The organism is uncultured Microbacterium sp., from assembly GCF_963528945.1.
In the GTDB taxonomy this organism is placed as follows: Bacteria; Actinomycetota; Actinomycetes; order Actinomycetales; family Microbacteriaceae; genus Microbacterium.
Genome location: NZ_CAURWX010000001.1, coordinates 1028275 through 1052095 on the forward strand (window position 1 = coordinate 1028275; position 23821 = coordinate 1052095).

The 23821-nt window shown below is 71.2% G+C and carries 25 protein-coding genes; all 25 read right to left on the bottom strand.

Features of this window, described 5'->3' with window-relative positions; translation table 11 throughout:
• Positions 1-59 precede the first annotated feature (59 nt).
• Positions 60-1088, bottom strand: coding sequence for a prolipoprotein diacylglyceryl transferase (lgt, locus tag RWS82_RS04810; protein WP_314647425.1), 1029 nt, complete (start codon positions 1086-1088; stop codon positions 60-62).
• Between the two features lie 10 nt (positions 1089-1098).
• Positions 1099-1902, bottom strand: coding sequence for a tryptophan synthase subunit alpha (trpA, locus tag RWS82_RS04815; protein ID WP_314647428.1), 804 nt, complete (start codon positions 1900-1902; stop codon positions 1099-1101).
• A complete protein-coding gene (trpB, locus tag RWS82_RS04820; RefSeq protein ID WP_314647431.1) occupies positions 1899-3119 on the bottom strand; it encodes a tryptophan synthase subunit beta in 1221 nt (406 codons plus the stop codon). The genes trpA and trpB overlap by 4 nt, the downstream gene beginning before the upstream one ends.
• Positions 3116-3892 (bottom strand): indole-3-glycerol phosphate synthase TrpC, encoded by a 777-nt coding sequence (trpC, locus tag RWS82_RS04825; RefSeq protein WP_314648194.1) that lies wholly within the window; start codon positions 3890-3892, stop codon positions 3116-3118. Before trpC ends, trpB begins: the two co-directional genes overlap by 4 nt.
• A 2-nt stretch (positions 3893-3894) precedes the next feature.
• Complete coding sequence (locus RWS82_RS04830) at positions 3895-4125, bottom strand: DUF6704 family protein (protein WP_314647433.1); 231 nt, start codon at positions 4123-4125, stop codon at positions 3895-3897.
• Between the two features lie 47 nt (positions 4126-4172).
• A complete protein-coding gene (locus RWS82_RS04835; protein WP_314647435.1) occupies positions 4173-4763 on the bottom strand; it encodes a Trp biosynthesis-associated membrane protein in 591 nt (196 codons plus the stop codon).
• Entirely contained in the window at positions 4760-5131 is a 372-nt protein-coding gene (gene hisI / locus RWS82_RS04840; RefSeq protein ID WP_314647437.1) for a phosphoribosyl-AMP cyclohydrolase, read from the bottom strand. Before hisI ends, RWS82_RS04835 begins: the two co-directional genes overlap by 4 nt.
• A complete protein-coding gene (hisF, locus tag RWS82_RS04845; protein ID WP_314647441.1) occupies positions 5128-5889 on the bottom strand; it encodes an imidazole glycerol phosphate synthase subunit HisF in 762 nt (253 codons plus the stop codon). Before hisF ends, hisI begins: the two co-directional genes overlap by 4 nt.
• On the bottom strand, positions 5889-6728 hold the full coding sequence (gene hisG, locus RWS82_RS04850) for an ATP phosphoribosyltransferase (RefSeq protein ID WP_314647443.1): 840 nt from the start codon (positions 6726-6728) through the stop codon (positions 5889-5891). The genes hisF and hisG overlap by 1 nt, the downstream gene beginning before the upstream one ends.
• Positions 6729-6765: 37 nt before the next feature.
• Positions 6766-7029, bottom strand: coding sequence for a phosphoribosyl-ATP diphosphatase (locus tag RWS82_RS04855; RefSeq protein WP_314647446.1), 264 nt, complete (start codon positions 7027-7029; stop codon positions 6766-6768).
• Positions 7026-7706 carry a ribulose-phosphate 3-epimerase gene (gene rpe / locus RWS82_RS04860; RefSeq protein WP_314647449.1) on the bottom strand — a complete coding sequence of 227 codons (681 nt, stop codon included), beginning with the start codon at positions 7704-7706 and terminating at the stop codon, positions 7026-7028. The genes RWS82_RS04855 and rpe overlap by 4 nt, the downstream gene beginning before the upstream one ends.
• On the bottom strand, positions 7703-9076 hold the full coding sequence (locus tag RWS82_RS04865; RefSeq protein WP_314648195.1) for a transcription antitermination factor NusB: 1374 nt from the start codon (positions 9074-9076) through the stop codon (positions 7703-7705). The genes rpe and RWS82_RS04865 overlap by 4 nt, the downstream gene beginning before the upstream one ends.
• Before the next feature lie 110 nt (positions 9077-9186).
• Positions 9187-10104, bottom strand: coding sequence for a methionyl-tRNA formyltransferase (gene fmt / locus RWS82_RS04870; protein WP_314647451.1), 918 nt, complete (start codon positions 10102-10104; stop codon positions 9187-9189).
• Between the two features lie 20 nt (positions 10105-10124).
• A complete protein-coding gene (locus tag RWS82_RS04875) occupies positions 10125-12083 on the bottom strand; it encodes a primosomal protein N' (protein ID WP_314647452.1) in 1959 nt (652 codons plus the stop codon).
• 13 nt (positions 12084-12096) lie between these two features.
• Positions 12097-13290, bottom strand: coding sequence for a methionine adenosyltransferase (metK, locus tag RWS82_RS04880; RefSeq protein WP_314647454.1), 1194 nt, complete (start codon positions 13288-13290; stop codon positions 12097-12099).
• 90 nt (positions 13291-13380) lie between these two features.
• Positions 13381-13635, bottom strand: coding sequence for a DNA-directed RNA polymerase subunit omega (gene rpoZ, locus RWS82_RS04885; protein ID WP_314647457.1), 255 nt, complete (start codon positions 13633-13635; stop codon positions 13381-13383).
• Between the two features lie 65 nt (positions 13636-13700).
• Positions 13701-14609 (bottom strand): guanylate kinase, encoded by a 909-nt coding sequence (gene gmk / locus RWS82_RS04890; RefSeq protein WP_314647460.1) that lies wholly within the window; start codon positions 14607-14609, stop codon positions 13701-13703.
• Positions 14602-15447 (bottom strand): orotidine-5'-phosphate decarboxylase, encoded by an 846-nt coding sequence (pyrF, locus tag RWS82_RS04895; protein ID WP_314647461.1) that lies wholly within the window; start codon positions 15445-15447, stop codon positions 14602-14604. Before pyrF ends, gmk begins: the two co-directional genes overlap by 8 nt.
• Entirely contained in the window at positions 15444-18731 is a 3288-nt protein-coding gene (gene carB, locus RWS82_RS04900; protein WP_314647463.1) for a carbamoyl-phosphate synthase large subunit, read from the bottom strand. Before carB ends, pyrF begins: the two co-directional genes overlap by 4 nt.
• Positions 18731-19876, bottom strand: a complete 1146-nt coding sequence (carA, locus tag RWS82_RS04905) for a glutamine-hydrolyzing carbamoyl-phosphate synthase small subunit (RefSeq protein ID WP_314647465.1) — start codon at positions 19874-19876, stop codon at positions 18731-18733. Before carA ends, carB begins: the two co-directional genes overlap by 1 nt.
• Positions 19873-20385, bottom strand: a complete 513-nt coding sequence (locus RWS82_RS04910; RefSeq protein WP_314647467.1) for a hypothetical protein — start codon at positions 20383-20385, stop codon at positions 19873-19875. The genes carA and RWS82_RS04910 overlap by 4 nt, the downstream gene beginning before the upstream one ends.
• Positions 20382-21686 carry a dihydroorotase gene (locus tag RWS82_RS04915; protein WP_314647468.1) on the bottom strand — a complete coding sequence of 435 codons (1305 nt, stop codon included), beginning with the start codon at positions 21684-21686 and terminating at the stop codon, positions 20382-20384. The genes RWS82_RS04910 and RWS82_RS04915 overlap by 4 nt, the downstream gene beginning before the upstream one ends.
• Complete coding sequence (locus RWS82_RS04920) at positions 21683-22648, bottom strand: aspartate carbamoyltransferase catalytic subunit (protein WP_314647471.1); 966 nt, start codon at positions 22646-22648, stop codon at positions 21683-21685. Before RWS82_RS04920 ends, RWS82_RS04915 begins: the two co-directional genes overlap by 4 nt.
• Positions 22645-23175 (bottom strand): bifunctional pyr operon transcriptional regulator/uracil phosphoribosyltransferase PyrR, encoded by a 531-nt coding sequence (pyrR, locus tag RWS82_RS04925; RefSeq protein WP_314647474.1) that lies wholly within the window; start codon positions 23173-23175, stop codon positions 22645-22647. Before pyrR ends, RWS82_RS04920 begins: the two co-directional genes overlap by 4 nt.
• Before the next feature lie 67 nt (positions 23176-23242).
• On the bottom strand, positions 23243-23764 hold the full coding sequence (locus RWS82_RS04930; RefSeq protein ID WP_314647476.1) for a hypothetical protein: 522 nt from the start codon (positions 23762-23764) through the stop codon (positions 23243-23245).
• Positions 23765-23821: the final 57 nt, after the last annotated feature.

Genomic DNA, 23821 nt, shown 5'->3' on the forward strand with positions numbered 1-23821 from the left:
GGGGACGACGTCGGCCCGCTCGTTCAGTGCAGATGGTCTCGCGCCACGAGGTGGCGGCGTTATCGAGAGCCGTCCTCGCTCGTGGGAGCGGCGCTTGTGGCAGTGGCTCCTGCGGTGACCTCGTCTGCCGGAGGCTCGCTCACGTCGACGAAGTCAGAGGGATTGTTCTGCGATTGTACATCAGCGCCGTCGAGGTCCTTCCGCGACCGGCCAGGGGCGTACGGCGACGGCTCCAGGCCGGGGTGCCGACGGGTCTGGACGACGAGGATGGCGAGTCCGACGAGGATGCCGATGATCGCGGCGAGCACGTTGCTGCGCAGGCCGAGGATGATCTCGCTCGGATCGATGCGGATCGACTCCCACACCACGCGGCCGGCGGAGTACCAGATCAGGTAGATCGCGAACAGGCGACCCCACTGGAAGAAGAGCTTCCGGCTCAGCCACAGCAGCACGAGCACGCCGAGGCCGTTCCAGATGACCTCGTAGAGGAAGGTGGGATGGAAGAGCGTGCCCTCGGGGAGACCCGGGGGGAAGGCGCTGTTGGTCGACTCGATCTCGAGCCCCCATGGAAGGTCGGTGGGGAGCCCGTAGAGCTCGTGGTTGAACCAGTTGCCGAAGCGGCCCATCGCCTGCGCGAGCAGCAGGCCGGGCGCGAGAGCGTCGGCGAACGACCAGAATCGGATGCCGGTCCACTTGCAACCCAGGTAGGCGCCGATCGCGCCACCGATGAGCGCGCCGAAGATCGCGATGCCGCCCTCCCAGATCGCCCAGACGGAACCGGGCATGAAGGGGTTCCAGGTGTTCTTGTCCGGTCCGAAGTAGTCGTTCGGGTGGGTCGCCACGTGGAAGATGCGCGCGCCGATGATCGCCAGCGGAACCGCCAGGATCGAGATGTCGATGACGACCCACGGCTCGCCCCCGCGCTTCGTGAGGCGGTGGTTCGTGAGCAGCACGGCGACGATGATTCCGGCGATGATGCACAACGCGTAGTAGTGGATCGTGAGCGGGCCGATCTGGAACGACGAGGTCGGAGGGCTCGGGATGCTGGTGAGCACGCCGGTGACGGTGCTGTGGAGCGCGAGGGACATGATTGCGATCCTAGTTCTCGGAGACGGGGCTCGACGACGCGGTGCCGTCAGCCAGGGTTCGGGTGACCTCGGCGAGGGCATTCAGTCCGCCGTCGCGGAGGGCGCGCACGAGAGCGGTGCCGACGATCGCGCCGTCGGCGTACTCCGACACGGCCGCGATCTGCTCGGCCGTCGAGATGCCGATGCCGACGCAGGCGCGCTCGGCCCCCTGGGCGCGGAGACGACCGACGAGGGTGCGGGCGGCACGGTCGAGTTCTGCCCTCTCCCCCGTGATGCCCATCGTCGAGACCGTGTAGATGAAGCCCGTCGACGAGGAGACGACGAGCCCGAGGCGCTCGTCCGACGAGGTCGGAGCGGCGAGGAAGACGCGGTCGAGTCCGGTGCGCTCGCTCGCGGCGATCCATTCGTCGGCGACGTCCGGCGTGATGTCGGGCGTGATCAGCCCGGCCCCGCCCGCAGCGAGGAGGTCGTCGGCATAGCGGTCGACGCCGTACTGCACCACGGGGTTCCAGTACGTCATCACGAGCACCGGCACGTCGGTCTCGGCGGTGATGCGCCGGATGGCCGTGAAGAGGTCGGCCATGCGGAAGCCCGCCGCGAGGGCGGCGGTCGTCGCCTCCTGGATGATCGCCCCGTCCATGACCGGGTCGCTGTAGGGCGGTCCCAGCTCGATGATGTCGGCGCCGTTGCGGGCCAGGGTCAGAGCGGCCTGGATGCTCGTCTCGAGGTCGGGGTACCCGACGGGCAGGTAGCCGACGAACACCGTGCGCCCCTCGGCCTCGGCCTTCTCGAACGCTCGCTCGACGCGGCTCACGCGTCGCCGCCGTCGGTGGTGGACGCGTCGTACAGATCGAAGTACCGCGCCGCGGTGTCCATGTCCTTGTCGCCGCGTCCCGACAGGCACACTGCGATGACGGCATCCGGTCCCATCTCGCGACCGAGCCGCAGCGCGCCGGCGAGGGCGTGCGCCGACTCGATCGCCGGGATGATGCCCTCGGTGCGGCTGAGCAGGCGCAGCGCCTGCATCGCCTCGTCGTCGGTCGCCGGAATGTACTCGGCTCGTCCGAGGTCGGCGAGCCAGGAGTGCGCCGGGCCCACGCCCGGGTAGTCGAGGCCGGCGGAGATCGAGTGCGATTCGACGGTCTGCCCGTCGTCGTCCTGCAGCACGTAGGTGCGCGAGCCGTGCAGCACGCCGGGGCGACCGCGCTCGATCGACGCCGCGTGCTTCGGGGTGTCGACCCCGTCGCCCGCGGCCTCGACGCCGTAGAGGCGCACCGACGCATCGTCGAGGAACGCATCGAACATGCCGATCGCGTTCGATCCGCCGCCCACGCAGGCGACGACCGCGTCGGGCAGACGACCGGCCTCCACGAGCAGCTGCTCGCGCGCCTCCTCGCCGATGATTTTCTGGAAGTCGCGCACCATCGCGGGGAACGGGTGCGGTCCGGCCGCCGTGCCGAAGATGTAGTTGGTCGTCTCGACCGACGCCACCCAGTCACGGTACGCGTCGTTGATCGCGTCTTTCAGTGTGCGCGAGCCCGAGGTCACGGCCACGACCTCGGCCCCCAGCAGGCGCATACGCGCGACGTTGAGGGCCTGGCGCTCGGTGTCGACCTCGCCCATGTAGATGGTGCAGTCGAGACCGAACAGAGCGGCCGCCGTCGCGGTCGCGACGCCGTGCTGCCCCGCGCCGGTCTCGGCGATCACGCGCGTCTTGCCCAGACGCTTCGTGAGCAGGGCCTGGCCCAGGACGTTGTTGATCTTGTGCGAGCCGGTGTGGTTGAGATCCTCCCGCTTGAGGAACACCCGGGCACCGCCCGCGTGGGCGGCGAAGCGCTCCACCTCGGTCAGCGGCGACGGGCGGCCGGCGTACGACGAGAGCAGCGACGCGAGCTCGGCGCGGAACTCCGGGTCGACGATCGCCGCCTCGTACGCCTCGGTCAGCTCGTCGATCGCCGCGATCAGCGACTCGGGCATGTACCGCCCGCCGTAGGAGCCGAAATAGGGTCCGTGCTGGTCGCGCAGGCTCATGCGCCCACCTCCAGGAAGCTCGCGAGGGTCGCCACGGGGTCGCCGGTGACCAGGGCCTCGCCGATGAGGACGACGTCGGCGCCCGCTCTGCGGTAGTGCGCGACGTCGGCCGGCGTCAGGACCGCCGATTCCGCGATGCGGACGGTGCCGGCAGGAATGCGGTCGACCAGGCGTCCGAAGAGGTCGCGGTCGAGCTGGAGCGTAGTGAGGTCGCGGGCGTTGACCCCGATCAGCGGCGCGCCGAGGTCGATCGCCGCCTCGAGCTCGTCGGCCGAGTGCGTCTCGACCAGCGGCGTCATGCCGAGCTCGCCGACGAACGCGTAGAGATCGCGCAGCACCGGCGCGTCGAGTCCTGCGACGATCAGGAGCACCAGGTCGGCACCCGCCGCCCGGGCCTCGAGCACCTGGTAGCGCGTCGCGATGAAGTCCTTGCGGAGCACGGGCAGCGACACGCGGGCCGTGACGGCTTCGAGGTCTGCCAGGTTCCCGCCGAAGCGGCGCTCCTCGGTCAGCACGCTGATCGCCGACGCCCCTCCGGCCTCGTACAGTGCGGCCTGATGCGCGGGGTCGGGGATCTCCGCCAGGGCACCGCGCGAGGGGCTCGCGCGCTTGACCTCGGCGATGATCTTCACCCGCTCGGACGGGGCGAGGAAGGACAGCGCGTCCTTCGCGGCGGGGCGGGCGAGCGCCGCCGCCTCGACCTCGGCGATGGGCCGGGTCATGGCGCGACGCTCTGCGTCGGCGACAGCGCCGGCCGTGAGGTCGGCGAGCACCATTAGTGCGCCTTCGGCGAGTACTTGGGGCCCTTCACGCCGTATCCGGCCTTCGCGAGGATCCACCCCACGAGGGCGCCGATCGGGATGATCGCGGCGGAGATCCACACGAGGGTCGGCTGCTCGAAGCAGAAGGCGACGGTGCCTGCGGCGAAGCCGAAGAGCATGATCACAACGGCGGTCCAGGCCGCAGGCGAGTGTCCGTGTCCGGGGTCGGCGATCGGGTTGGTCATGGTCTCCTCCGGGGAACGTCAGCGGGATCTGGTTCAGTCTATCGGGGTCATCGGGTGGGGTCGGTTCCGCGGGACAGGTCGTCCCAGGAATCGATCGCGTCCACCGGGCCGTCGGCGTGACCGGCGGCATCCTCCGCGGTGCGGTACCGGCGGCCGCCCGCCTTCCAGCCTCGCGCGGTGATCAGCGCGAACACCGATGCGAGCAGCAGGACCACCCAACCGATGAGGGCGAGCACCGGCCAGACCGACGGCACGACGCTCGCGACCACCGCGGCCACCGCATCCGTGCCGGCGAGGCCGGTCGCCTCGGTGACGGTCGGGCCGACGGCCGCGAGCGTATCGCCGAGCAGCAGCTGCAGCGTCGTCCAGCCGAGGAACAGGGCGGCGACGGCTCCGAGCACCGCGAAGACGATGCGCAGCACGCGCCCGGCGATCGACATCGCGGCCGCGAGGGCGAGCACCGCCAGGCTCAGCGGGGCGAGCAGTACAGACGCCGACGCGCCCGGCACGAGGATGTCGGATGCCGCGTCTGCGCGCTGCACGGTCAGCCACGTCTGGGTCGACGAGATGATGCCGACCGCTCCCGCGAGGAGGAAGCCGAGGAGGGTGATCGAACGACCGCGCCGCGCCAGCGTCATTCGGCGACGCTCCCGGCGGTGCTTCCGGTGGTGGCCTCGAGGTCGGTCGTGTCGAAGCAGGTGCGCGTGCCGGTGTGGCAGGCGGGGCCGGTCTGATCGACCCGCAGCAGGATGGCATCGCCGTCGCAGTCGAGCCTCGCCTCGTGCACGACCTGGATGTGGCCGGACGTGTCGCCCTTGCGCCAGTACTCGCCCCGGGACCGCGACCAGTAGGTCGCTCGGCCCGAGGTGAGCGTTCGACGCAGCGCCTCGGCATCCACCCAAGCCAGCATGAGCACCTCGCCCGAGTCCCACTGCTGCACGATCACCGGGGCGAGCCCGTCGTCGTTCCACGTGACCTGCGCGATACGCGCTTCCAGATCGGTCATCGGACCAGTACTCCCTCTGCGCGCAGCGCGTCTTTCACGTCGCCGACGGTCATAGCGCCGGTGTGGAAGACACTGGCGGCGAGCACGGCGTCGGCACCCGCCTGGATCGCCGGCGCGAAGTGCTCCACGGCGCCTGCTCCGCCGGAGGCGATCACCGGCACCGAAGCGACCTCCCGCATCAGGCGTACGAGCTCGAGGTCGAAGCCGTCACGGGTGCCGTCGGCGTCGATCGAGTTGACGAGCAGCTCTCCCGCCCCGCGTTCCGCCGACTCGCGCGCCCAGTCGAGAGCGTCGAGCGTCGTCTGCGTGCGCCCGCCGTGCGTCGTCACGACGAAGCCCGAACGGGTGCCCGGCGCGCGCTTGACATCGAGCGAGAGCACCAGCACCTGCGCGCCGAACCGGTCGGCGATCTCGCCGATGAGGTCGGGACGCGCGATGGCCGCCGAGTTCACGCCGACCTTGTCGGCACCGACGGCGAGCAGGCGCGCGACGTCATCGACGCTGCGCACCCCTCCCCCGACGGTGAGCGGCACGAACACCTGCTCCGCGGTGCGCTGGACGACGTCGTAGGTGGTGGCGCGGGCGTCGACCGTCGCGGTCACGTCGAGGAAGGTGATCTCGTCAGCGCCCTGCGCGGCGTAGTGGCGCGCCAGCTCGACGGGATCGCCCATGTCGCGCAGGTTCTCGAAGTTGACGCCCTTGACGACGCGCCCTGCGGCCACGTCGAGGCACGGGATGACGCGTCGAGCGAGCGTCATCAGAGCCTCGCGGCGTGGATCGCGGTCACGAGGATCGCGCGAGCGCCGAGCGCGTACAGCTCGTCCATGATCTGGTTCACGCGTTTGCGCGGGATCATGACCCGCACGGCGACCCATGCGGGGTCGCGCAGCGGAGAGATGGTCGGAGACTCACGGCCGGGCGCGACCGCGACGGCCTGATCGACGAGCTCGGTCGGGAGGTCGTAGTCGAGCAGGACGTAGCGGCGGGCGACCATGACGCCGCGCAGTCGACGCAACAGCGTGTCCGTGCCCTCCGCGTCGCCCGGGCGGCTGATCAGCACGGCCTCCGACTCGAGGATCACCGGTCCGAAGATCTCCAGACCGGCCTGGCGGAGGGTGGTCCCCGTCGAGACGACGTCGGCGACGGCGTCGGCCACGCCGAGGCGGACCGCCGACTCCACCGCCCCGTCGAGCTGCACGAGTTCGGCACTGACGCCGTGCTCGCGCAGGAATGCGCCCACCAGCCCGGGATAGGCCGACGCGACGCGCACGCCGTCGAGGTCCTCGATGCCCGAGAACCGGCCGGGAGGGCCCGCGAAGCGGAAGGTCGAACCACCGAAGCCGAGCTGCTCGATCTCGCGAGCGGGCTGCTGGACGTCGAGGAGGAGGTCGCGACCGGTGATGCCCACGTCGAGCGCCCCGGAGGCGACGTACGTGGCGATGTCACGCGGGCGGAGGAAGAAGAACTCGACGTCGTTCTCGGCGTCGATCACGTGCAGGGTCTTGGGGTCGCGGCGGCCGGCGTAACCGGCCTCCGCGAGCATGTCGGCGGCGGTCTCGGACAGCGAGCCCTTGTTGGGAACGGCGATGCGGAGCATGTCGGCTTTCAGATCGAATCGGGATGGGCGGAGCGCATCACAGATGTCGATAGACGTCCTGCAGGGACAGGCCCTTGGCCAGCATCATCACCTGCACGTGGTAGAGCAGCTGGGAGATCTCCTCGGCCGCCGCGTCGTCGGATTCGTACTCGGAGGCCATCCAGACCTCGGCAGCCTCCTCGACGATCTTCTTGCCGATGGCGTGCACGCCGCCGTCGAGCTCCGCCACGGTGCCCGAACCCTCGGGGCGGGTCTCGGCCTTGACGCTGAGCTCGGCGAACAGCTCGTCGAAAGTCTTCACGTCTCCAGGTTACCGGCTCCGGCGAGGCCCCTGAGCCGTGCGACAGCCGCCTCGACGTCGTCGTGGCCGTACACGGCCGACCCCGCGACGAAGGTGTCGGCCCCCGCCTCGGCCGCCATGCCGATCGTGCGGTCGGAGATGCCGCCGTCGACCTGCAGCCACACGTCGGACCCCCGACGTCGGGCCTCGTCGGCCAGCGCGCGCAGCTTCGGCATCGTCTCGGGCATGAACCCCTGACCGCCGAACCCCGGCTCGACCGTCATGACGAGGACCTGATCGAACTCGTCGAGGATCTCGTACAGGCTGTCGCCCGCGGTGCCCGGCTTGATGGCGACGCCGGCCCGCGCGCCGATCCCGCGCAACCGTCGCGCGAGCGCCACCGGATCGGACGCCGCCTCGAGGTGGAAGGTGACGCTCGCCGCACCGAGCTCGGCGTACCCCGGCGCCCAGCGGTCGGGGTCGGTGATCATCAGGTGCACGTCGAGCGGGATCGGGCTCGTCGCCTGGATGCGCTCGACCATCTGCGGGCCGAAGGTCAGGTTCGGCACGAAGTGGTTGTCCATGACATCGACGTGCGCGAAGTCGGCCGAGGCGATCCGGGCCAGGTCGCGCTGCATGTTTACGAAATCGGCGGCGAGGATGCTGGGGTTGATGCGCGGGGCGCGAGGCAGGGTCACGATCGGTCTCCCTTCGGGGCGCGCTGGAGGAGCGCGAGGAACATGGCGTCGGTGCCGTGGCGATGCGGCCACAGCTGCACCGATCCGCTCTCGGCGCGGCCGTCGGCGGCGAGGTCGATCGGCGATCGGCTGATACCGGCGACGACGGCGCGCGCATCCAGCTCGACGATGTCGTCACGGCCCCGCAGCACCTCACGCACGACGCCCGTCGTCTCGGCGAGGTGCGGTGAGCAGGTCACGTAGGCGACGATCCCGCCGGGAGCGAGCGCATCGATCGCCGCTGCGAGCAGCTGCTCCTGCAGCGGCACGAGCTCTGCGACGTCGGCCGGAGACTTGCGCCAGCGCGCCTCGGGGCGTCGACGCAGGGCGCCCAGACCCGTGCAGGGCGCATCGACCAGGACGCGGTCGAACGATCCGGGGTGCGAGGCGGCGAGCGTCCGGCCGTCCTCCGCGTGCACGGGCACGTCGCCGGGAACGGGACGGAGGGCGTTACGGACCAGACCCGCGCGTGCGGGCACCACCTCGTTCGCCTCCAGGGCGACCTGCGACTCGGCCGCGATCGCGGCCAGCAGCGCCGTCTTGCCCCCGGGGCCCGCGCAGAGGTCGAGCCACCGCTCCCCCGCCTCGATCGGCCGGGCGGCCGCGAGGGCGAGAGCCACGAGCTGAGAGCCCTCGTCCTGCACGCGCACGGTGCCGGCGGAGCCGGCGAGCACCCGCTCCGGCGCCCCACCGGGTGAGCCGAACGCCGTCGGGGCGTACGGGCGTCGCGGCTCGTCGGGATCGGCGAGGCCGGGCAACGCGACCAACGTCACCTCGGGCGAGGCGTTGTCGGCGTCGAGGAGGTCGACGAGCTCGTCGACCCGCCCCTCCGCGTCGAGTGCGCGCCGCAGCGCGCGGATGACCCAGACCGGATGCGCCGTGCGGAGAGCGAGCCGTTCATCGTCGGAGCGCGCATCGGCCTCGATGCGCTCCTGCCACTTCTCGGCATCGTCGCGGGCGACGCGGCGCAGCACGGCGTTGGCGAAGCTCGACGCCCCACGACTGACCTCGGTCGCGACCAGGTTGACCGACTCGTTGACGGCCGCGTGCGGGGCGACGCGTGTGGCGAGCAGCTGGTGCACCGCGAGGCGGAGCGCGTCGAGCACCGCGGGATCGATGCGGTCGACCGTGCGATCGGCCGCCGCGGCGATGATCGCGTCGTAGGTGCCGCGTCGACGGAGGGTGCCGTAGGTGAGCTCGGTGGCCAGCGCCGCGTCCTGAGGCGTGAGTCCTGCTTCATTGATGGCCGGCGGCAGAGCCAGGTTCGCGTAGGCGTCGGACTCGGAGACCGCGCGGAGCACCCGATACGCCACGCGGCGTGCCGGCTGCACGGTGCGCGCGGGGCCGCGCTGATCACTCCCGCGCGAGGCGCGCGCCGCGGTGTCGGCACGGCCGCGGGACGATGCCGGCCGGGCAGGACGCCGCGAGGGATGCCGGTCGCTCACGAGCCCGCTCGCAGACCCTCGATGCGCTGCCCGCGCCACCAGTCCGCGGCGCCCATCGCGCCCTTTCCGGCGGGCTGCACGCGCCGGACCTCCAGCGGGGCCGATGCGGTGCCGATGAGGATGCCGGACTTCGTGCCGCGCATGTCGCCCGGCGGGAGCGACTCGGAGTCGAGAGCGGGCGCCGCCTCGAGGATCTTCCACCGCGCGCCGTCGAGAGTGGTGAACGCGCCGGGCTCGGGCGTGACGCCCCGGAACCGGGCGAAGACGCGCTCCACGGGTTCGGCCCAGTCGAGCGCCCCGTCGTCGAGGGTCAGTTTCGGGGCGAGCGTCGGTTCGCCCGCCTGGGGAACGGCGCGCGCCGTGCCGGCGGCGAGAGCGGCGACGACCTCGGCGGTGAGCGTCGCTCCCTCGTTCGCGAGGATGTCGAGCGCGACGTCGGCCGTGGCGTCGTCCGGCACGTCGAACGTGCGAGCGGCGTACACGTCGCCCGCGTCGAGTTCCGGCACGAGCTGGAACACGCTCGCGCCCAGCTCGCGGTCTCCGGCGATGAGAGCGCGCTGCACGGGGGCCGCGCCCCGCCACGCCGGCAGCATCGAGAAGTGCAGGTTGATCCACCCGCCGTCGGGACCCGACAGCAGGGGTTCGCGCACGAGACCGCCGTAGGCGACGATCACCCCGAGTTCGGGGGCGAGGGCGAGGATCCGCTCCGTGGCGTCGGCGTCGAGGCGGCTCGCCTTGATGATCTCGAGACCGAGCTCCTCGGCGGCGGTGGCCACCGGCGAGGGGGTCAGCACGCGCTTGCGCCCGAGCGGTGCATCCGGCCGCGTGACGACGGCGACGATGTCGTGCTCGGCCGCGAGGCGGCGGAGGGTGGGGACGGCGGCGGCGGGGGTGCCGGCGAAGACGAGGCGCATGGAATGTTCTCCGGAGGGGGTCAGAGTTCTGGGTCGAGGATATCGAGCCGGACCGAGAGGGTGCTGCGGGGGTTCTTGCCGCGCCCCCGTCGTCCCGCGACGGCCGCGGCCACCACAGCGGCGCGCAGGGCGCCGGCCACGCGCGCGCCGGCGCCGTAGTCGAAGCGCACGAGAGCGCGCACCCGGGTCGAACCGTCGTCGGTCTCGACGGGAACCGGGCCGAGCACCGCATCGGGGGGCAGCCGGAGGTCGGTGAGAGACGCGAGCGCGGTCGACACAGCGGGGACCGTGCCCTCCACGACGGCCACGCGCGCGGCCGGCGGCATGTGCAACGGTGCCCTGCTGTCGAGCTCCGCCCGCGCATAGGCGCTGTGGTTCCAGGTGGCGAGGGCGCGCGCGACGGCGCCGTCAACACCTACCAGATGCACGGGTGCCCCCGGCGCGGCGAGAGCCGCGGCGTTCGACCACCAACGCAGGCACGCCTCCCCGATCCGCAGATCGGGCGATTGCAGCATCCGCGGGCCGTCGAGCAGCACCACGGCACGGTAGCCGCCGTCCGCCAGCGGCTCGGCTCCGCGTGTCGCGACGACGAGCGCGGGGCGGGAATCGACCTTCTCGACCGGGTGCCCGCCGTCGGCGACGATGACGCGCACTCCGGGGAAGGCGCGGCCCAGCTCGTCGGCCGTGCGCTCGCTCCCCGAGGAGGCGAGGCGGAGCTGCGTCGAGGTGCAGGCCGGGCACGACCAGGCGCGCGCGGCGCGACCGCACCACCCGCACACCGGTACCGCTCCGCGATGGCGAGCACCGAGCGGACCGCCGCAGTGCGCACACCGCGCCGGCGCACGGCACTCTGCGCACACCAGCGACGGGGCGAAACCGGGACGTGACACCTGCACCAGCACCGGGCCGTCTGCGGCGGCGGAGCGGGCGGCGAGGAATGCCGATGACGGCATGCGCTGAGCCGTGGGTTGCTCCATCTCCTGCGGAGTGCTCAGCACCACTCGCGGAAGCACGCGTCGGGCGGCGCGCACGTCGCGCAGCCAGCCGACCGTGACGAGGCGCTCGACGTCGGTGGTCCGGGTGTGGCCGACCAGCAGCAGGGCGCACTCCTCTTCGCCCTGCCGCACGAGGGCGGCGTCCCTGGCGTGCACGTAGGGCGCCAACGGCTCGCCCAGCAGCGGATCGCCGTCGTCCCAGATCGCGACGAGACCGGCCCGCACCGGGGCGTAGACGGCGGAGCGGTTGCCCACCACGATGCACGGGGCATCCTCGAGGGTGCGCAGGAAGGCGCGGTAGCGATCGGGGTTGCTCTGGCGTGCGTCGTGACGCACCACCGCCTCGGCCGGTGCGAGGGAGGCGAGCGCGGTGAGGACGCGGTCGAGGTCGCGGTGGTCTGGCACCACCAGGATCGACGAGCGGCCCGCTGCGAGCGTCCGCACTGCCGCCGCCGCGAGCAGCGAGGCCCAGGCGGGCCCGTGGGCGTCGAAGCCGGGGATCGCCTCGACGGCCGCCCGTCCGGCGTCGTCGAGCACATCGTCGAGACCCGCATAGAGCGCGACGGTGTCTGCGGCCTCCGCTCTCTGCTCGTCGTTCGGTTCGGGGGGCGGGGCATCGGCCGTCCAGGCCTTCTCGACCCGCACCTGCCGCTTGGGGATGACGAGGCGCAGGATGTCGGACGCGGAGCCGGCCGCGCGATCGGCGACGGCGCGCGCGAGACGGTGGAGGCGCTCGGGCAGGACCGGAACGGTCGACACGACCGCCTCGACCTCCGACAGGGGTCGCTCGCCGTCGTGCTCCTCGGCGATCTCCACGGCGTACCCGTCGACCACACGACCCGCGGTGCGCAGGGGCACGCGCACCCGGGCTCCCGGGGGCACCTCGCCCAGCTCCTCGGGCAGCGCGTAGTCGAAGAGGCGGTCGAGCTGCGGAAGCGGGGAGTCGAGGAGCACGCGCGCGATGCGCCGGCTCTCGGTCGTCATCGGGGCCGGGCCGTCACAGGCCGGCGGCGCGTCGCAGTTCCTCGACGCGGTCGGTGCGTTCCCACGTGAAGTCGGGGAGCTCGCGGCCGAAGTGCCCGTACGCGGCAGTCTGCGCGTAGATGGGACGCAGCAGGTCGAGCTGCTCGATGATCGCCTGCGGGCGGAGGTCGAACACCTCGGTGATCGCCCGCGTGATCGCCTCGTCCGACACCTTGCCCGTGCCGAAGGTCTCGACGTAGAGCCCGACGGGTCGCGCGACGCCGATCGCGTACGCGACCTGCACCTCGAGGCGGTCGGCGAGACCCGCGGCCACGGCGTTCTTCGCGACCCAGCGCGTTGCGTACGCCCCCGAACGGTCGACCTTCGACGGGTCCTTGCCGCTGAACGCGCCGCCGCCGTGTCGCGCCGCGCCGCCGTAGGTGTCGATGATGATCTTGCGGCCGGTGAGTCCGGCGTCGCCCTTCGGCCCGCCCGTCACGAACGGGCCGGCGGGGTTGATGTAGTACGTCACGTCGTCGACGTCGAGGCCGGTGTTCTCGAGGACCGGTGCGATCACGCGCTCGCGGACCAGCGCGGTCAGCTCCTCCTGCGAGATGTCGGGGTGATGCTGCGTCGACACCACGACGGCGTCGACCGTCCGGGGGGTGAAGCCCTCGTAGCCGAGCGTCACCTGGGTCTTGCCGTCGGGGCGGAGGAACGGCAGCTCGCCGCTGCGGCGCACCTCGGTCAGGCGCTCGGCGATGCGGTGCGCGGTCCACGCGGCCATCGGCATGAGCTGCGGGGTCTCGTTCGTCGCGAAGCCGAACATGATGCCCTGGTCGCCCGCGCCGAGCGCGTCGAGCGGGTCGACCGAGGAGCCGTCGCGGTGCTCCTGCGCGTTGTCGACGCCGTGCGCGATGTCGCCGGACTGCTCCCCGACCGAGACGCTCACGCCGCACGAGTCGCCGTCGAAGCCGGTGTCGCTCGAGGTGTATCCGATGCCGTTGACCACCTGACGGACGATCGTGGGGATGTCGACGTACGCATCGGTGCGGATCTCACCGGCGACGTGCACGAGGCCGGTGGTCACGAGGGTCTCGACGGCGACACGGGAACCCGTGTCCTTCGCGAGCAGCCCGTCGAGGATGCTGTCCGAGATCTGGTCGCAGATCTTGTCCGGATGCCCTTCGGTGACGGACTCGGACGTGAACAGACGCAGCGCGCTCATCGGGGCTCCAGAACGGGATCGGACGGGAAAGGGTCGAGGAACCCAGTGTGGCCCGCGCCACCGACATCGCCGGTGCGCGGGCCGTGATCATCACTCCGCGTGACGCAGGCGGAGCTTGTCCTCGTTGATCTCGTGCAGGGCGATGGTGAGCGGCTTGTCCTCGACGGTCGAGTCGACGAGCGGGCCCACGTTGTCGAAGAGGTTGCCCTCGTGCAGGTCGGAGTAGTAGTCGTTGATCTGACGCGCGCGCTTCGACGCGTAGATGACGAGCTCGTACTTCGACTCGACGCGGTCGAGCAGGTTGTCGATGGGGGGATCGATGATTCCGTTGTTGTGTCCGGCCATGATGAGACCTCCTGGTCAGGCGACGGGATCGTCGCGAAGTCGGTGCGTAGGCGCGCGAAGAGGACTCAGCGCGCGGAGCTCGAAGACAATTCTACGACCTCATCGGCCGCGGCGGCGACGTCCTCGTTCACGATGAGGTGATCGAACTCGTTCTGGGCCGCCAGTTCGACCTTCGCGGTGCGCAGTCGACGGGCCCGCTCTTCGGCGTCCTCCGTGCCGCGGCCGATCAGCCGGTGCACGAGTTCGTCCCAGCTCGGGGGCAGCAGGAAGATGAGCGTCGCCGAGGGTTCGGCCTCCCTGACCTGGCGCGCGCCCTGCAGATCGATCTCGAGCAGCACGGTCTTCCCCTCCGCCAGCGCGGCGTCGATGGGGGCCCGCGGCGTGCCGTATCGGGAGCGGTTGTGCACCACCGCGTATTCGAGCAGTTCGCCCTCGTCGATCAGGCGGTCGAACTCGGCGTCGTCGACGAAGTAGTAGTGCACGCCGTCGACCTCGCCCGGGCGCGGCGCCCGGGTGGTGGCCGAGACCGAGAGGTGGATCTCGGGGTGGTTCTCGCGGATGTGCGCCGCGACGGTGCCCTTGCCCACCGCCGTCGGCCCGGCGAGCACGAGCAGGCGGCTGCGGGCGCCGCGCGGCTCCGCCTGCGGGAAGCGCCCGTCGAGCCATTCGCGCAGTGCGGCGCGCTGCCGCACACCCAGCCCGCCGAGCCGCTTCACCGGCGAGATGCGCAGGTCGTCGAGCACGCGGTCGCGTTTGCCGGCGCCGATGGCCGGGAGCGCGAGGAGGAAGTCGGTGACGCGCATCGAACCCGCGACCGAGTCGGGGTCGTCCGTGGCGCGGGCGAGCACCGTCTGCGGCGCGATCACCCGGGTGGTGAGGTCGCGCTTCAGGGCGGCCCGCGCCCGTCGTCTCTCGACGGCGCGTCGGGCGGCGGCGGCGCGGTCGACCTCGGGGACGACGCGGGCGTCAGTCATGGAGTGCCTCCCGGTACTCTGCCGCGCGAGCGGCGGTGGCGTCTGCGAGCCCGTCCGGGCCGGCGGAGAGGATGCTCCGACTCTCGCTGGCGATCACGCACGGCGCCATCGTTCCGAAGCGTGCGACGAGGTCGCGCGGCTCGGCCCCCTGCGCGCCGTAGCCGGGGGCGAGGATCGGCGCCGACGGCGCGAACGCCGCGAGACCGGCATCCGTCCAGTCCACGGTCGCACCGATGACGAAGCCTGCGCTCCCCCACGCGTCGCCCTGCACCTCGGCCGCATTGCGCGACGAGACCTCGGCGACGACCTGCGCGGACACCGAGCCACCCGTCGATCCGACGGCTCCCTGCAGCGCGCGCCCCTCGGGGTTGCTCGTCGCGGCGAGCACGAACAGGCCCTTGCCGTGCGCCCGGGCCAGGTCGAGCGCACCGTCGAGTGCTCCGACGCCGAGGTAGGGGTTGACCGTCAGGGCATCCGCCTCCAACGTCGATCCCGGCGAGAGCCAGGCGGCGGCGTACGCATCCATCGTGCTGCCGATGTCGCCGCGCTTGGCGTCGGCGATCACCAGCAGGCCGGCGTCCCGCGCCGCCGACAGCACATCCTCCAGTGCGGCGAAGCCTGCGGCGCCGAAGCGCTCGAAGAACGACACCTGCGGCTTCACGATCGCCACGTGCGGAGCGACGGCAGCCACCGTCCTCAGCCCGAACTCCCGCACTCCGGCGGCGTCGTCCGACAGCCCCCACGAGGCGAGCAACGACCCATGGGGATCGATCCCGACGCAGAGCGGTCCGCGCGCGTCGATGCCCGCGCGGACCCGCTCACCGAAGCCTGCGCTCACACGGCCGCCTTACGGTCGAGCGCGTACTCCTGCAGGCTCTTCACGTCGAAGCCCTCGTCGGCGGCATCCATGCCGGACACCGCGGCGCCGAGCACGGCGATGGTGGTGAAGAGCGCCTTGTCGGCGGCGACGGCCGCCGCGCGGATCTCGTAGCCGTCGGCGCGCGCCGCTCCCCCGGACGGCGTGTTCACGACGATGTCGATCGCGCCTTCGTTGATCAGGTCGACGATGTTCTCGGCGCCCGACTCCTGCGTCTCGCTGTACTTCTCGACCACGGTCACCGCGATGCCGTTGCGCGAGAGGATCTCGGCTGTGCCCTCGGTCGCGACGATCGTGAAGCCGAGCTGCTGCAGACGGTGCGCGGGCAGGATCACCGCACGCTTGTCGGAGTCGGCGACCGAGATGAACACGGTGCCCGACGTCGGCATGCCGCCGTACGCGGCTGCCTGGCTCTTCGCGAACGCGGTCGGGAAGTCCTTGTCGAAGCCCATGACCTCACCGGTCGAGCGCATCTCCGGTCCGAGGACCGAGTCGACGATCTTGCCCTCGCGGGTGCGGAAGCGCTTGAAGGGCAGCACGGCCTCCTTCACCGCGACCGGGGCGTCGAGCGGTACGCGCGACCCGTCGGCGGCGGGCAGCATGCCCTCTTCCTTCAGCTCGGCGATCGTGGTGCCCGCCATGATGCGGCTCGCCGCCTTGGCCAGCGGGATGCCGAGCGCCTTCGACACGAAGGGCACGGTGCGGCTCGCACGCGGGTTCGCCTCGATGACGTAGAGCACGCCCGCGCTGATCGCGAACTGCACGTTCAGCAGCCCGCGCACGCCCACGCCCTGGGCGATCGCGAGGGTCGCCTCGCGCACGCGGTCGACATCGCTGCGACCGAGCGAGATCGGGGGCAGGGTGCAGCTCGAGTCGCCCGAGTGGATGCCCGCCTCCTCGAGGTGCTCCATGACGCCGCCGACGTACAGCTCCTCGCCGTCGAACAGCGCGTCCACGTCGAGCTCGATGGCGTCGTCGAGGAAGCGGTCGACGAGCAGCGGCTTGCCCTCCTCGATGATCACCTCGTCGGCCGTGCGCACGAAGTAGTCGCGCAGGCTCGGCGTGTCGTAGACGATCTCCATGCCGCGGCCGCCGAGCACGAAGCTCGGGCGTACGAGCACCGGGTAGCCGATGTCCTCGGCGACAGCGACGGCGCCGTCGACGTCCACCGCCGTGCCGTGGCGGGGAGCGACGAGGCCGGCGGCGTCGAGGATGCCGCTGAACAGTGCGCGCTCCTCGGCGAGGTCGATCGCGTCGGGGCTGGTGCCGAGCACGGTGTAGCCGGCGGCTTCGATGCCCTTCGCGAGACCGAGCGGCGTCTGTCCGCCCAGCTGGCAGACGACGCCGAGGATGGTGCCGCTCGCGGCCTCGGCGTCGAGCACCTCGAGCACGTCTTCGAGCGTCAACGGCTCGAAGTACAGCCGGTCGGACGTGTCGTAGTCGGTCGACACGGTCTCGGGGTTGCAGTTGACCATGATTGTCTCGTACCCGGCATCCGACAGCGCGAACGACGCATGCACGCACGAGTAGTCGAACTCGACACCCTGGCCGATGCGGTTCGGGCCCGAGCCGATGATGACGACCTTCGTGCGATCGGAGGGCTGGACCTCGGTCTCGGAGTCGTAGCTCGAGTAGTGGTACGGGGTGAGGGCAGGGAACTCGCCGGCGCAGGTGTCGACCGTCTTGTAGACCGGGCGGATGCCGAGGCCGTGGCGCACACCGCGGATCTCGGCCTCGGACTCACCGCGGATCTGCGCGAGCTGCGCGTCGGAGAACCCGTGCTCCTTGGCGTAACGCAGGGTGGCGGCATCGAGCTCGGGCGCCGTGCGCACGATCTCGGCCACCTCGTTGATGAGCACGATCTGGTCGAGGAACCAGGGGTCCATCGCGGTCGCCTCGAACGCCTGCTCGATGGTCGCGCCCTTGCGCAGCGCCTGCTGCAGCACGACGATGCGGCCGTCGGTCGGGGTCTTCGCGACCTCGAGCAGCTCGTCGACCGAGCGGTCCTCGGGGCCCCAGTGGAAGCTGGAGCCGCGCTTCTCGAGCGAACGGAGCGCCTTCTGGAGGGCGGTCGCGTAGTTGCGGCCGATCGCCATGGCCTCGCCCACCGACTTCATGGTCGTGGTGAGGGTCACGTCGGCGGCCGGGAACTTCTCGAACGCGAAACGGGGCACCTTGACGACGACGTAGTCGAGCGTGGGCTCGAAGCTCGCCGGCGTGACACCGGTGATGTCGTTGGGGATCTCGTCGAGACGGTACCCGAGCGCGAGCTTGGCGGCGAGCTTGGCGATCGGGAAGCCGGTGGCCTTCGACGCGAGGGCGCTCGACCGCGACACGCGCGGGTTCATCTCGATGACGATGATCCGCCCGTTCTCGGGGTTCACCGCGAACTGGATGTTGCAGCCGCCCGTGTCGACGCCCACGGCACGGATGATGTCGATGCCGATGTCGCGCATGCGCTGGTATTCGCGGTCGGTGAGGGTCAGCGCGGGCGCCACGGTGATCGAGTCGCCCGTGTGCACGCCGACCGGGTCGACGTTCTCGATCGAGCAGACGACGACCGTGTTGTCGGCGGTGTCGCGCATGAGCTCCAGCTCGTACTCCTTCCACCCGAGGATCGACTCCTCGAGCAGCACCTCGTTGGTGGGCGAGTCGTGCAGACCGGCACCGCCGATGCGGCGCAGGTCCGCCTCGTCGTAGGCGAAGCCCGAGCCGAGGCCGCCCATGGTGAAGCTGGGACGAACGACGAGCGGGTAGCCGAGCTTCTCGGCGCCGGCGAGCAGTTCATCCATGGAGTGGCAGATCACGGAGTCGGCGACGTCGGCGCCCGACTCGATGACGAGCTCCTTGAAGACCTGACGGTCCTCGCCCTTCTTGATGGCGTCGACCTTGGCGCCGATGAGCTCGACGCCGTACTTCGCGAGGATGCCGCGCTCGTCGAGGGCCATGGCGGCGTTGAGCGCCGTCTGGCCGCCGAGGGTCGGCAGGATGGCGTCGGGCTTCTCCTTGGCGATGATCGTCTCGATCACCTCGGGGGTGATCGGCTCGACGTAGGTCGCGTCGGCGAAGTCCGGGTCGGTCATGATCGTCGCGGGGTTCGAGTTCACGAGGATGACGCGCACGCCCTCCTCGCGGAGCACGCGGCACGCCTGGGTGCCGGAGTAGTCGAATTCGCAGGCCTGGCCGATGACGATCGGGCCGGAGCCGATGACGAGGACGGAGGTGATGTCGTCGCGCTTGGGCATTACTGTGCGTCCTTCTTGCTCGCGATGACCAGGTCGCGGAACCGGTCGAAGAGGTAGTTGGCGTCGTGCGGGCCGGCGGCCGCCTCGGGGTGGTACTGCACCGAGAAGGCCGGGATGTCGAGGGCGCGGAGGCCTTCGACGACGTTGTCGTTCAGTCCGACGTGGCTGACCTCGACCTTGCCGTAGCCGTGCGGGCTGTCGAACGCGCCCTCGAGCGGAGCGTCGACCGCGAACCCGTGGTTGTGCGCGGTGATCTCGACCTTCCCGGTCGACTTGTCGAGCACGGGCTGGTTGATGCCGCGGTGCCCGAACGGCAGCTTGTAGGTGCCGAGCCCGAGCGCGCGCCCGAGCAGCTGGTTGCCGAAGCAGATGCCGAAGAACGGCAGCCCGTCGTCGAGCACCGCGCGCAGCAGCTCGACGTGGTCGCCGGAGGCGGCGGGGTCGCCGGGGCCGTTGGAGTAGAAGACCGCCACCGGGTCGATGGCCCGGATGTCATCGATCGTCGACGACTGCGGCATGACGTGCACGTCGAAACCGCGCGAGGCGAGGTTGTCGATGGTGGCCTGCTTGACGCCCAGGTCGAGCACGGCGAGGTTGCCGACGCGCTCGCCCATCGCCGTCGTGATGGTGACCGCGTCGACCGAGACCTCGGCCGAGAGGTTCTGACCGGTCATCTCCGGCGCCTGGCGCACGATGCGCAGCTGCTCGTCTTCGTCGAGGCCGGCGGCCTCGCCCGAGAAGATCCCCCCGCGCATCGATCCGGCCGAGCGGATGTGACGGGTGACGGCGCGGGTGTCGATGCCGCTGATGCCGACGATGCCGTCTTCGACGAGAGCGTCGTCGAGCGACGTGTTCGCGCGCCAGTTGGAGACGACGCGCGAGGGGTCGCGCACGATGTAGCCCGCCACCCAGATGCGTCGGGACTCGGGGTCCTCGTCGTTCATCCCGGTGTTACCGATGTGCGGCGCGGTCTGCAGGACGATCTGTCCGGCGTACGACGGGTCGGTGATCGTCTCCTGGTAGCCGGACATGCCGGTCGAGAAGACGACTTCGCCGAGGGTCGTGCCGCGCGCGCCGTACGCGCGGCCGGTGTGTCGTGTGCCGTCTTCGAGGACAAGCACGGCGGGTTCGGGAAGAGCGGTCATCGTGTTGCTCCTGTGTCGGGGGCGGCGGGGACGAGCTGCCGCAGGTGGGAGATGAGTTCGTGGGGGTCGCCTGCGGAGGACCGCAGGTACGAGTCGACGACGGTGGTGTCGTCGGCCCGCCAGACGATGCGCACGAGGCCGCCCGGCTCGACCACGCGGTCGATCGTGACGGTCGCGCGGTCGATCGCGACGAGGCGGGAGGAGGCGAGGAACACCGTCGGCGTCCCGTCGAGGCAGAGGGCCAGGCCGCGGTCCGTGATCGCCAGCTCACCGCGTGCGCGGTAGGCCAGCGGCGAGATCGCGAGGCGCTCGAGCGGCTGGTCGTGCCGTGTCGTCGAGACGTACAGCACTTCGTGGCGCGACACGACCTCGGCGTGCTCCGGCACCCCGAGCGGGGCCGAGAGACCGGAGTCGCGTCGCTGACGTCGTCGCCAGGCGCGCAGCATCGCGAGCAGGATGAGCAGCGCGACGCCGATGGTGATGGCGATCGCGATGTCGCGTGCGCTCATGCGCCGATCCCCTCGACCAGGCTGCCGCCGTCGACCGTGAGACGGCCGCCGTAGACCGTGTACTCCACACGCCCGGGGAGGGCGCGGCCGAGGTACGGCGAGTTCGTGCTGCGGCCGCGCAGGTCGTCGGCCGTGAACACGCCCTCGACCGAGGCGTCGTACAGGGCGAGGTGAGCCGGCCGCCCGACCTCGAGCGGCGTGCCGTGACCCGACAGTCGACCGATGCGGGCGGGCGCCGCGCTCATCACGCGCGCGACACCGGCCCAGTCGAGCATCCCCGTCTCGACCATCGACTGGTGCACGACGCGGAGGGCGCTCTCGAGGCCGACCATCCCGTTGGCGGCCGCCTGCCACTCGCAGGCCTTCGCCTCGGCCGGGTGCGGCGCGTGATCGGTCGCGACGATGTCGATCGTGCCGTCCGCGAGACCCTCGCGCACCGCACGCACGTCCTCTTCGCGGCGCAGGGGCGGGTTGACCTTGAAGCGCGCGTCGTACCCGCGCACGAGCTCGTCGGTGAGGAGCAGGTGGTGCGGAGTGACCTCGGCGGTCACGTTGATGCCGCGCTTCTTGGCCCAACGGATGATGTCGACCGAGCCGGCGGTCGACAGGTGGCACACGTGCAGGCGCGACCCGACGTGCTCGGCGAGCAGCACATCGCGGGCGATGATCGATTCCTCGGCCACGGCGGGCCATCCGGTCAGACCGAGCTCCGCCGACACGGCGCCCTCGTTCATCTGCGCGCCCTCGGTGAGGCGGGGGTCCTGGGCGTGCTGCGCGATCACGCCGTCGAACGACTTCACGTACTCCAGGGCCCGACGCATGATCAGCGGATCGAACACGCAGAAGCCGTCGTCGCTGAACACTCGCACCTGGGCGCGCGATGTCGCCATCGCTCCGAGCTCGGCGAGTCGATCGCCCTTCTGCCCGACGGTCACGGCGCCGATCGGCTGGACCGTGGCGTAGCCCGCGGCCTCGCCGAGCGCGAGTTCCTGCTCGACGACGCCTGCCGTGTCGGCGACCGGCGAAGTGTTCGGCATGGCGAATACGGCCGTGAAGCCGCCGGTCGCGGCGGCCCGCGTTCCGGAGAGGATCGTCTCGGATGCCTCGTACCCCGGCTCGCGCAGGTGGGTGTGCAGGTCGACGAGTCCGGGCAGCGCGACGAGTCCGTCGGCGTCCACCACGCGTGCGCCCGCCCGGCTCAGGTTCGGGCCGATCTCGGCGATCCGGCCGTCCTCGATGATGATGTCGGCGCTCTCGGCTCCGAGCAGCGCGGCGCCGGTGATGACGAGGGTCTCGCTCACAGGTCTCCCCCTCGTTCGTCGTCTCGTTCTCCTGCCAGCAGCAGGTACAGCACAGCCATGCGCACGGACACCCCGTTCGCCACCTGCTCCAGCACCGTGGAGCGGGGCGAGTCCGCCGCTTCGGAGGAGATCTCCAGTCCGCGGTTCATGGGCCCGGGGTGCAACACAATGCTACCGGTCGGCAGCGTGGCCGTGCGCCGTGCGTCGAGCCCCCACCGCCGGGAATACTCCCGTTCGGTGGGGAAATACGCCGCGTTCATGCGTTCGAGCTGGATCCGGAGCATCATCACCGCGTCCGGCCCCGATGCCAGCGCCTCGTCGAGGTCGTACACGACCCGCACGGGCCACTGCGAGACGTTCTGCGGCACGAGGGTCGGCGGGGCGACCAGCGTGACCTCGGCGCCGAGCAGGGTCAGCAGCCAGACGTTCGAGCGCGCCACGCGCGAGTGCAGCACGTCGCCGACGATGACGACGTGGAAGCCGGCGAGATCGCTGCCCCGACTCTCGGCACCCCGCAGGCGCTTGCGGATCGTGAAGGCGTCGAGGAGGGCCTGGGTCGGATGCTCGTGCGTGCCGTCGCCGGCGTTCACGACGCCGGCCGAGATCCACCCGCTCGTCGCGAGGGTCTGCGGCGCGCCGGAGCCGGGGTGGCGGATGACCACGGCATCCGCCCCGATCGCCTCGAGGGTCTGCGCGGTGTCCTTCAGGCTCTCGCCCTTCGACACGCTCGATCCCTTCGCGGCGAAGTTGATGACATCGGCGGAGAGGCGCTTCGCCGCAGCCTCGAACGAGATGCGCGTGCGGGTGGAGTCCTCGAAGAACAGATTGACGACGGTCTTGCCGCGCAGCGTCGGCAGCTTCTTGACCTCGCGGGACTGCGTGTCGGACATGTCCTCGGCGACGTCGAGGATGCGCAGCGCCGTGGCGCGATCGAGGGTGCGGGTGTCGAGGAGGTGCCTCATGCGCCGATCGTCACCTCCTCGACGCCATCGTGCTCGACGAGGCGCACGTTGACGCGCTCGGAACGAGCCGAGGGGATGTTCTTGCCGACGAAGTCGGGACGGATCGGCAGCTCGCGGTGGCCGCGGTCGACCAGGATGGCGAGGCGCACGACGGCGGGGCGTCCGATCGACTGGAGCGCGTCGAGCGCGGCACGGATGCTGCGTCCGGAGAACAGCACGTCGTCGACGAGCACGACCGTTCGACCGTCGATTCCTCCGGCGGGGATTTCGGTCGGTCGGGGCGATCGCGTGGGCTGCTGAGCCAGGTCGTCGCGGAACAGCGTGACGTCGAGCGATCCGACGGGCACCGGATGCCCGGAGATCTCGCCGATCAGTGCGCCGAGGCGACGGGCGAGCGCCACGCCCCGGGTCGGGATGCCGAGGAGGACGAGATCGTCGGCGCCGCGATTGGACTCGAGGATCTCATGGGCGATACGGGTCAGTGCCCGCGAGATGTCGGCTTCGTGCAGGATGGTGCGTGCACTCATCAGCCGCTCCCTTCTCCGCCTCACAGGACGGTGTTAAAGGTTGCTTGCAGTTCAGTCTAACCCGGGATCACCGCCACCCGAGGACCTCCCGCACCATCTGCTGCGAGGCCGGGGCGCCGTCGTCGGGGATGCCGCGTATGGTCTCGTGCGACAGCATCGCCGCCTCCGCTCCGGCGGCGGCCGTGATGCGCTCGATCGCGGCGGAGACCCGAGGGCCGGCGGCCGACGCGTACGTCGGGTCGCCACGTCGCGACGAGTGCGGGAACACCACGAGTTCGGCGACGCCGCGCGACACGGTGCGCGCCGAGACGACGACGAGAGTTGGCGGGATGCTCGGCTGAAGGAAGCGCGGCAGCGGGAACGGCAGATCGTCGGTCACCAGACCCTGCCACCAGCCGCGGCGGGAGCGCTCCTCGTTGCCGATCTCCAGGGCCACCGCCGTCCACTCCGAGCGGCGCTCGACGAGCCTCGCGGCGTAATCGTCGTGGCCCACGTCGAAACCCTCCGCGACGAGGAAATCCGTCGCGATGCGCACGAGCCGATCGGGGGTCGACGCCACCACCCAGCGGGCGCCGCGCAGGAAGGTCACTCCCCGCAGGCGGGAGGTGCGGGCATCCCGGCCCCTCCCCTGCGGATGCTCCGGAAC